This is a genomic window from Nocardia lijiangensis NBRC 108240, assembly GCF_001613045.1.
GTDB classification, from domain to species: domain Bacteria; phylum Actinomycetota; class Actinomycetes; order Mycobacteriales; family Mycobacteriaceae; genus Nocardia; species Nocardia lijiangensis.
This window is the reverse complement of record NZ_BDBP01000110.1, coordinates 21,421-28,929: the sequence shown is the minus strand read 5'-3', so window position 1 is coordinate 28,929 and position 7,509 is coordinate 21,421. Positions and strand designations below refer to the sequence as shown.

8 protein-coding genes are annotated in these 7,509 nt (G+C 69.6%); 4 read left to right on the top strand and 4 right to left on the bottom strand.

Features of this window, described 5'->3' with window-relative positions:
• Nucleotides 1-203 precede the first annotated feature (203 nt).
• The 4 genes from msrA to NL1_RS31490 all read left to right on the top strand — a co-directional run bounded on the left by msrA (nucleotide 204) and on the right by NL1_RS31490 (nucleotide 3,180).
• Nucleotides 204-758 (top strand): peptide-methionine (S)-S-oxide reductase MsrA, encoded by a 555-nt coding sequence (gene msrA, locus NL1_RS31505; protein WP_156095143.1) that lies wholly within the window; start codon nucleotides 204-206, stop codon nucleotides 756-758.
• A 201-nt stretch (nucleotides 759-959) separates the two neighbouring features.
• Entirely contained in the window at nucleotides 960-1,946 is a 987-nt protein-coding gene (locus NL1_RS31500) for a DUF6745 domain-containing protein (protein WP_084511205.1), read from the top strand.
• Between the two features lie 15 nt (nucleotides 1,947-1,961).
• Complete coding sequence (locus NL1_RS31495; protein WP_067847191.1) at nucleotides 1,962-2,366, top strand: DUF8820 family protein; 405 nt, start codon at nucleotides 1,962-1,964, stop codon at nucleotides 2,364-2,366.
• Between the two features lie 172 nt (nucleotides 2,367-2,538).
• A complete protein-coding gene (locus tag NL1_RS31490; RefSeq protein ID WP_067847190.1) occupies nucleotides 2,539-3,180 on the top strand; it encodes an NAD(P)-dependent oxidoreductase in 642 nt (213 codons plus the stop codon).
• A gap of 90 nt (nucleotides 3,181-3,270) precedes the next feature.
• Here NL1_RS31490 and NL1_RS31485 read toward each other — a convergent pair whose 3' ends face one another.
• From NL1_RS31485 to NL1_RS31470, 4 genes are all read right to left on the bottom strand, one after another.
• Complete coding sequence (locus tag NL1_RS31485; protein ID WP_067847189.1) at nucleotides 3,271-3,576, bottom strand: hypothetical protein; 306 nt, start codon at nucleotides 3,574-3,576, stop codon at nucleotides 3,271-3,273.
• A 174-nt stretch (nucleotides 3,577-3,750) separates the two neighbouring features.
• Nucleotides 3,751-4,167 (bottom strand): hypothetical protein, encoded by a 417-nt coding sequence (locus NL1_RS31480; RefSeq protein ID WP_156095142.1) that lies wholly within the window; start codon nucleotides 4,165-4,167, stop codon nucleotides 3,751-3,753.
• Nucleotides 4,168-4,273: 106 nt separating this feature from the next.
• Complete coding sequence (locus tag NL1_RS31475) at nucleotides 4,274-5,161, bottom strand: universal stress protein (RefSeq protein ID WP_067847186.1); 888 nt, start codon at nucleotides 5,159-5,161, stop codon at nucleotides 4,274-4,276.
• A 152-nt stretch (nucleotides 5,162-5,313) separates the two neighbouring features.
• Nucleotides 5,314-7,440: an MMPL family transporter gene (locus tag NL1_RS31470; RefSeq protein ID WP_067847178.1), complete on the bottom strand. Its 2,127-nt coding sequence runs from the start codon at nucleotides 7,438-7,440 to the stop codon at nucleotides 5,314-5,316.
• Nucleotides 7,441-7,509 lie beyond the last annotated feature (69 nt).

The following is a 7,509-nucleotide window of genomic DNA, read 5'->3' as shown; positions in this document are numbered from 1 at the left end:
GGTCGGCGCGGCCGCGCTCGGTATCCCCGCCGCCGCCGTGGGCGGCCTCATCGGCGGCGCGGTGGGTTCGCAGATCGGCTGATCACCGCCCGCTCGGATCGAAGAAACCGGACGAGCCCCGTCGTCGCCATAGCGACGGCGGGGCTCTCGCGCATGGCGAGGGATTTTTCGCGTCGGATCGCCTGTTGTATCGGGGGCCGATAATGGTTGTCGGGAAGAACAGCTCGCTATGCGAAGGAGGACGCGTGACCGACACGCGGAAGGCGATTCTGGCCGGCGGATGCTTCTGGGGCATGCAGGACTTGATTCGTAGGCAGCCGGGCGTGCTGTCGACGCGGGTCGGGTACACCGGTGGGCGCAACGATCACCCCACCTACCGGAATCATCCGGGGCACGCGGAGGCCGTGGAGATCGTGTACGACCCGGCGCAGACGGACTACCGGGCGCTGCTGGAGTTCCTCTTCCAGATCCACGATCCGACGACGAAGGACCGGCAGGGCAACGACATCGGTACCAGCTATCGCTCGGCCATCTTCTTTCTCGACGAGGATCAGCGGCGGGTCGCGCTGGAGACCATCGCCGATGTCGAAGACTCGGGGTTGTGGCCGGGCAAGGTGGTCACCGAGGTGACCCCGGCGAGCGAATTCTGGGAGGCCGAGCCGGAGCACCAGGATTACCTGGAGCGTTACCCGGACGGGTACACCTGCCACTTCCCGCGGCCCGGGTGGAAGCTGCCGAAGCGGCAGACCGCGCAGTAATCCGACCGCGCGGTAATTCGAACACCGCGCGGTAATTCGAACACAGCGCAGTAGTTTCGACGAAGACCGACCGTTGCCGAAGCGCGGTCGGTCTGGCACTCTTGTTGTCATGATCGTTGGAAAGGACAACACCACCGTCATCCGGTGAGTGGTCTCACGCAGCGGGATGCTGCAGAAATTCGTCGAAAATGGTTGGGCCGGATGCTGTCCACCGCACCCGCCGACCGTCCAGCCGCCGAAGCGGCGATCTCTCAACTCTACGAATCGGCCGGACTGAGTCCGCCCCGATTCCGGTGGGTATCCTCGCCGTTGATCGCATTGTCGACCGGTGAGCCGGGGTTGCCCGGTCAGCTCGGGCAGCGTTACTCCGACCTCGATGGCACTGTGCCGCAGGCTCTTTTGTCGCTCGGCAGCGACATTCGGCCGGGGGCCGAGGCGTCGAGTCGATTGTTCGAGATGTGGGTTTCCAAGCCGCTGTCGGCGTCGTGGAGCAGCTGCGTGGATCCGATTCTCGATGCGGCGCACGGCCGACGCAGCCCATTGCTGAGCTGGAACAAACGATTTGGAATCGGCTGGATTCCGGCCTGGTTCGATTTCGTGCGCAGGCGTCGACCCGGCGCAGCGCGGCTGTGGGATTCGCTGGCCGCCACGGTGAGCGCGTGCGGCCCGTGGTGGTGGCCGGACGAGCGAGTGTGCGTCGTTTCAGATCCGCCCGAGTCGCTCGTCGTGGAGACGGCGGGTGACAGCGACGAGGTGCGGCCGCACTGTGCCGACGGCCCCGCCGTGCGCTTCCGCGATGGCTGGGAGCTGTACTTCTGGCACGGCACGCGGGTGCCCGAGTGGGTGATCACCGACCCGACCGCCGCCGCCATCGACCGTGAAACCAATATCGAGGTACGGCGGTGCGCGATCGAGCATCTCGGCTGGCCCGCTTACCTCGACCAGACAGGAATGCGGCTCGTGGCGACCGCGCCTGATCCGGGAAACCCCGGTTTCGACCTGCTGCTCTACGACCTGCCCCGCAACGAACGCGTCCTGGTCGCTGTGAACGGGTCGGTCGAACGCGACGGCACCCGCCGCCGCTACGGGCTGACCGTGCCCGGGCACTTCGACGACCCCCTCGCCGCGGCCGGCTGGACCTACGGCCTGAGCGGCGCGCAGTACTCCCAGCTCCTCCATCGCACCTGAGGTGAGAAGCTTCTCATGACCGATTCCCTTGTGCTCGAACAGCTCGAGCAGGCAATGCGTATCCCCGTCATCGACGGCATGCACGCGCAGGGTGACCTTCTCGTCATCCCCGTGCGTCTGCTCGATTCGGTGGCGCCCCGACCGGACGCGTTATGGCGCCACGTACCGCCGGGCGGGATCGAGGTGCTCCGCGGCGTCGCGGGCGGAAACCCGCACACGCTCGTCGCCGAACCCGGCTCCTGCCGATGGACGATCCAGCTCGACGATCCCACCGGCCTGGCCTTGGGAATGTTCGTCGCCGACACCGTCGCCTATCTCATGCACCCCGAACATGGGGCCACCGGGTCCGCTCCCGGCGCCTACGTGATCCGTCGCCAACGCGAGAACAGTTTCTACGGCGTCCGACTGGTTGCCGACTGACCCCAGACGCCGATAGCGCCATTTCTCCTGTCCACGACCGGTTTTCGAGTGGCACCGCGTGCCGGGCGGTGCCACCGAGAGCTTCGACGGGCCGACCCTCGCTACCGGAATAGTTTAGCGTTGAGATAAGTTACTTAGCGCTAAGAGATTATGGAGCGAGGAGGTTCTCACGATGCGGATCACTGTGTTCGGAGCGGCGGGAGAGGTGGGGCGCCGGGTCGTCGCGGAGGCGCTCGCGCGGGGCCATCGGGTCACGGCGGTGGTGCGCAACCCCGAACGGGCAGCGGGCCTGCCGGACGGCGTCGCGGTGCGTACGGGTGACGCCGCGAGCCCGGAGGACGTCGAATCGCTCAGTGCGGGGCAGGATCTGGTGATCACGGCGACCCGGCCCGCCGTCGGCCGGGAACCCGAGTTGCCGGGTATGACCGCGGCGCTGCTCTCGGGAGTGGCCCGATCGGGGGTTCGGCTCTTGGTGGTCGGCGGCGCGTCGACGCTGATCGTTCCGGGCGCCGAGGGGGCGACCTTGCACGAGATGCCGGATTTCCCCGCGGAGTTGCGGGCGATCGCCCAGGCCTGCGCCGACCAGCTCGCCGTGTGCCGCGCCGACGACACCGCCGAGTGGACCTACCTGAGCCCGCCCGCGGAACTGCTGCCCGGCCAGCGGACCGGGGAGTACCGGGTCGGCGGCGACGAACTGCTCAGCGGTCCGGACGGCGTCTCCCGAATCTCCATGGAGGACTTCGCGGTCGCGCTGCTCGACGAGGCGGAGCGCCCGCTGCACCGCGGCGTGCGGTTCACCGTCGCGGCGGCGTGAGGACGGTAGCGGCGCGACCGAGGTCGGACACCGGGCGCACGAGCGACCGGCTCCGACCTCGGCGCGGACGCACCCGATCAGGAGCGTGGTTCAGTGGTGCCCGTGCGGCGGCACCGGCTTGCCATCGGGGCCGAGCGGAGGCGGGCACGGCTTTCCGTCGGCTCCGATCGGCGGGGGCAGCGGCTTGCCGTCGGCGCCCAGCGGCGGAGGCAGCGGCTTGCCGTCCTGTCCCAGCGGGGGCGGCGGGCAGCCGTTGCCCGGATGGGCCGGGTCGTGGTCGAAATGCGCCGCAGGCAGGATGTGGGTGAGGGGTTCCGCCGTCACCGGTCCCGCGGTGATCACGCCGAACACCGCGATCGCGGTGGAAGCGAGGAGGGTGGCCGTTCGAAGCCTCATGCATCGTCCTGTCTCGAAAGAAGTTGTCTGTCATGGCATTGGACGTTTCGCGGCACGTTCGGTTCCCCGGCGCACGAAGATGTGACGGTCATCACCGGCTGTGCGCGGGACGAAACCATCGGGGCGCGCACTGGATCGAACGGCGGCGTCCGTAGCAGCGGCCCGGACGGGTCCCTATCCGGTGATCTCCCGGAGGCGCGCGGCGAATTCCGCGTCGGTGCGCTCGAAGGTCTCGCGGATGGCGCCGAAGAGGGTCTGGATCTCGGTGGCGACCGCGATGTAGGCGCCGAGCGTGTCGTGGGCGTTGTTGGGTCCGCCGAAAGCCTTCTCCCGGAACAACTTCACCAGCTCGATCGCCGACCAGAGGCGGGGGTCGTCCTCGCCGAGCCCCCAGTGACCGAGGTCGCCGAGCGCTCGCGCGTCGTGCTGCGCGTCCGACAGCGCGGCGATCAAGTCCCCGCACGCGCGGTCCAGGTCGACGAAGACCTGGGGTTCCAGGCGCACCTGTAGCGCACCGGTTTTCGCGTCTTCGATGAGTCCCCCGAACGTGCTTGCCCCGTCCATGTCGGTCGCCCTTTCCGCCGGTTCCATCGATGAATGAGACGCGCGGGCCTCGGAACCGGTTCCATCGAAACACGAATTCACCCCGACACGCCGCGGCTTTCCGGCGCGCCCGTCGCGGCCGGAGCCGCGGCCCTCAGCCGGCGTCGCGGGCGACGATCAGCGGGCAGTCCGCGGAGAGAACCAGGGATTGGCTGGTCGAGCCGAACACCATGCCCGCGAAGCCGCCGCGACCGCGGCTGCCGACCACCAGCAGCTGCGCCTGCTCGGACCGTTCGCGCAGCACCCGTTCCGGCCGGTCCTTGACGACCTCCCGGTGGATGCGGACGCCGGGGAAGCGCTCTTGCCAGCCCGCCAGGCTCTCGGCCAGCACGTAGTCCATCTCGGTGGCGATCGCGTCCGGTTCGGCTCCGTAGCGCTCGGGCAGTTCGACACCGGTCCAGACGTGCAGCGCGACGAGGTCCACCGCGCGTGCCGCTGCCTCGGCCAGCGCGATGCCGATCGCGGGCTCGCTCACCTCGGTGCCGTCCACCCCGACGATCACCGGCCGCGAACGCACTTCGGGGGAGAGCGCGATGCCCTCGCGCACGATCGCGACGGGACAGTGCGCGCGTCGTGCCAGCGCCGAGCTGACCGAACCGAGCAGGGCACGGCGCAGGCTGCCGCGTTCCCGGGTCCCGACGACGATCATCCGGGCGCCCGCGGTGTGATCGAGCATGCTCGGGGTGGTCACCGCCTGCGTGAGTTCCGTGGTGATCTCGGCGCCCCCGAATTCCGCCGCCGCCTTCTCTGCTTGCTGGGTCGCTGCGTCGAGCAGCCGGCGACCGTGCTCGGTGAGCCGCGCGTAGTCGGCGGCGGTCAGCGGCTCCGTGGCGCCGGGGCCGTAGTCGGCCACCACGTCCACGATATGGAGCAGGTGCACCGGCGCCCGGTGCCGCGCGGCAGTCTGCGCCGCCCAGAGCACCGCCGCCGTCGAGCCCGCGGAACCGTCCACGCCCACCAGGATCGCCGGATTCACCGCCATGACCGTCTCCTCTCGTGTGCCACACGCTGGCAAGCCCTCGAGAAAGTTCCGGTGGACTCGGCCACCTCCCGCGACGATACCCCCTGCGATCGCCGGTCTTCCGATGCCGAACGTCGCAGCGACGGTGACGGCGGCCTATGGCCGCAACGGGCTCAGGAATGGGTGGCCGCGGGTTCCCCGGTCTTTTCCAGGACGGTGGCCACGTGCCGCCGTGGGCGCCGCGACCCGGGCATCCACCAGTTGGCGCCGCCCATGAGCTGCACGAGCGCGGGCACCAGCAGCATCCGCACCAGGGTCGCGTCGATGACGAGGGCGATGATCATGCCGATGCCGAGGAACCGCATCGGCGTCAGTGGCGAGAGCGTGAACGCGCCGGTGACCAGCACCAGCAGCACGGCGGCCGCGGTGATGACGCGGGCGGTCTTCACGGTGCCTGCGCGCACCGACTCGGCGGTGTCGGCGCCCGCGTTGTGCGCCTCGACCATGCGCGAGAGCAGGAACACCTCGTAGTCGGTGGAGAGGCCGAAGACGACCGCGATGATCAGCACCACCATGCCCGCGGCGAGCGGTCCGACGCTGACGCCGAGAACTCCCGCCAGGTGACCGTCGGAGAAGATCCAGGTGAGCACGCCGAATGTCGCGGCGAGACTGAGGAAGGCCATCGCGACGGCCTTGAGCGGCAACACGATCGAGCGGAAGGCGGCGAGCAGGAGGCCCATGGTCGCGAGCACCATGGCCAGCACCATCAGCGGCATTCTCGCCACGATGGAATCGACGCTGTCCCTGGTGGCCGCGGTGTCGCCGCCGACCTGGATCACGGTGTCGGGCGGCGGTTGCATGGCCCGGATGTCGCGCACCGCGGCCGCGGCGGCCTCGCTGCGATCGGTGGCGGTCAGGAAGGCGTGCAGCACAACGAAGTCCTCGGCCCGCCCGACCTGGAGCACCGAGCGGACGCCGGATACGGAGCCGAGCGCGCGCAGCGTCTCGTCGACCGCGGCCGCGTTGGGCACCGAGCCGTCCACTCCGCGCAGCACCGCCGTGACACCGCTGCTCGCGGCGGGGAAGTCGGCGGTGAGGCGTTCGACCGTCTCGCGCATCCCGTTGCCCGCGGGCAGCGCCCGGTGATCGATGTCGCCGAGCCGGATTCCGCTGAGCGGCGCGGCCAGCGCGAGCAGCACCGCGCCCACGGCGATCGTGACCACGCCCGGCCTGCGCAGCACGGCATCGACGATGCGGCCCCAGAACCGTTCGGTGCGTTCGGATGTCCCGGCGCGTCCGATGCGGGGCCCGAAGAGTGTGAGCATCGCGGGCAGCACGGACAGCGACAGCGCGGCGGCCAGCCCGACGGCGGCGATGGCGCCGAAACCCAAGGAGCGCAAGACCGCCTGCGGGAAGACGAAGGTCCCGGCGAACGCGCAGATCAGCAGCAGCGCCGAGAAGGCGACGGTGCGGCCCGCTGTCGCGCAGGTGCGTTCGATCGCCCGCGGCACGTCGTGCCCGTCGGCGATCTCTTCGCGGAAGCGATTGACCAGGAACAGCCCGTAGTCGATCGCCATGCCCAACCCGAGCAGCGAGGCGATGTTGACCGCGAAGGTGCTCACCTCGGTGACTTCGCTGATCACCCGGATGGCGCCCATCGAACCGGCGACCGCGAGCATGCCGACCACCACCGGCAGCGACGCCGCCACGACCCCGCCGAACACCAGCACAAGCAGCAGCAGCGTCACCGGCAGTGAGATCGATTCCGCCACCAGCAGATCCCGTTGTGATTGGGCGGTGATCTCGGTGGAGAGCGCGCTGTAGCCGGACAGCTCGGTGTCGATGCCGGGAACACGCAGCGCCGCTTCGAGTTCCGGATAGGCGGCGATGCGCTCGGTCTCGTCGCCCGCGGTGAACACCACCGCGAGCGCGTGGCGCTTGTCGGGGGAACGCAGGAAGTTCGTGCGCGGCGGCACGCTGTTCCAATAGCTTTCGATCGGCCGCGCCAGCAGCGCGGGATCGATGGCCGCGATCGCCGCACGCACCCGCGGCCCGATGTCCTCGAGTGTCTGTCCCTCCGGGGCCGTGTAGATCGCCACCACGTCGGGATTCTGCGGGCCGAAGTGCTCGGTGACGAGCCGGTCGACCAGTGCGGATTCGCTGTTCGGGTCGATGACGCCGCCCGCACTGAGCTGCTTGGCGGCGCCCGCCCCGAACAGGCCGCACAACCCCATCACAACCACCGCGACGCCGAGCACCGTGCGCGGCCGCGCCATCACGAATCGAGCCCAGGCGATCATCGCGGACCTGCCCGATGGTCGCTCCCCGGAATATACGGATCGGTGTCGCTCATCGGAAACTCCTGTGCC

Bases quoted from the DNA above. Each gene is read 5' to 3' on its own strand.
- msrA (WP_156095143.1), top strand. From the start codon at position 204: ATGGTTGTCGGGAAGAACAGCTCGCTATGCGAAGGAGGACGCGTGACC.
- NL1_RS31500 (WP_084511205.1), top strand. From the start codon at position 960: ATGCTGTCCACCGCACCCGCCGACCGTCCAGCCGCCGAAGCGGCGATC.
- NL1_RS31495 (WP_067847191.1), top strand. From the start codon at position 1,962: ATGACCGATTCCCTTGTGCTCGAACAGCTCGAGCAGGCAATGCGTATC.
- NL1_RS31490 (WP_067847190.1), top strand. From the start codon at position 2,539: ATGCGGATCACTGTGTTCGGAGCGGCGGGAGAGGTGGGGCGCCGGGTC.
- NL1_RS31485 (WP_067847189.1), bottom strand. From the start codon at position 3,576: ATGAGGCTTCGAACGGCCACCCTCCTCGCTTCCACCGCGATCGCGGTG.
- NL1_RS31480 (WP_156095142.1), bottom strand. From the start codon at position 4,167: ATGGAACCGGCGGAAAGGGCGACCGACATGGACGGGGCAAGCACGTTC.
- NL1_RS31475 (WP_067847186.1), bottom strand. From the start codon at position 5,161: ATGGCGGTGAATCCGGCGATCCTGGTGGGCGTGGACGGTTCCGCGGGC.
- NL1_RS31470 (WP_067847178.1), bottom strand. From the start codon at position 7,440: ATGATCGCCTGGGCTCGATTCGTGATGGCGCGGCCGCGCACGGTGCTC.